This window comes from Marinobacterium profundum (assembly GCF_001528745.1).
Classification (GTDB): Bacteria; Pseudomonadota; Gammaproteobacteria; order Pseudomonadales; family Balneatricaceae; genus Marinobacterium_A; species Marinobacterium_A profundum.
Genome location: NZ_BCNS01000197.1, coordinates 1 through 1,068, shown reverse-complemented (window position 1 = coordinate 1,068; position 1,068 = coordinate 1). Strand labels below are relative to the sequence as shown.

The window sequence follows — 1,068 nt, the reverse complement described above, 5'->3', positions numbered from 1 at the left end:
ACCGTGGGTACCGGCAACATCGCCGGTGTCGCCACCGCCGTCTTCCTCGGCGGCCCAGGTGCCCTCTTCTGGATGTGGATCACTGCACTGGTCGGCATGGCCACCAAGTACGCAGAAGCCGTATTGGCCGTTAAATACCGTGAAGTAGACGAAGAAGGCAACCACGTCGGTGGCCCCATGTACTACATCAAGAACGGTCTTGGCAGCAAATGGGCATGGCTGGGCATGGCCTTCGCCATCTTCGGTGCTATCGCAGGCTTTGGCATCGGCAACACTGTGCAGTCCAACTCTATTGCCAGCGTCATGGAATCCAACTTTGGCACACCCACCTGGGTGACCGGCTTGATCGTGATGGTACTGGTCGGTGCGGTCCTGATCGGCGGTATCCGTCGTATCGGCCATGTCGCAGGCGCCCTGGTACCCGTGATGGCAGTGTCCTACATAGTGGCGGGCCTGGTGGTACTCTTCATTAATGCCGAGCAGATTCCCGATGCGTTTGATCTGATCTTCACCCACGCCTTCTCACCGGTTGCTGCTGAAGGTGGCTTTGCCGGCGCAGCTGTCTGGGCGGCTATCCGCTTTGGTGTTGCCCGCGGCATCTTCTCCAACGAAGCGGGCCTGGGTTCAGCACCTATCGCCCACGCCGCTGCCCAGAACAAGAGCCCGGTACGCCAGGGTCTGGTCGCCATGCTGGGTACCTTTATTGATACCATCATGATCTGCTCGATCACAGGCCTGGTTATCATCACCTCCGGAGTCTGGACCAGCGGCGAATCCGGTGCTGCCCTCACCTCCATGGCCTTTGCCCAGGCACTGCCGGGGCTTGGCAACTATCTGGTGGCGGTTTCACTGGCGATCTTTGCCTTTACCACCATCATTGGCTGGTCTTTCTACGGCGAGCGCTGCGTTGAGTATATCTTCGGCGTCAAGTCCATCGCCCCCTACCGGGTGCTGTGGATTCTGGCGGTGCCCGCCGGTGCGGTACTGCACCTGGATTTCATCTGGCTGCTGGCCGACACCCTTAACGCCTTTATGGCGATCCCAAACCTGATTGCCCTGCTGCTGTTG

General features: G+C 59.6%; 1 protein-coding gene. It reads left to right on the top strand.

All coding sequences use genetic code 11. The features are described 5' to 3' along the window. On the top strand, window positions 1–1,068 hold a 1,068-nt coding region (locus MPRO_RS21915), incomplete at both ends, for an alanine/glycine:cation symporter family protein (RefSeq protein WP_067298328.1).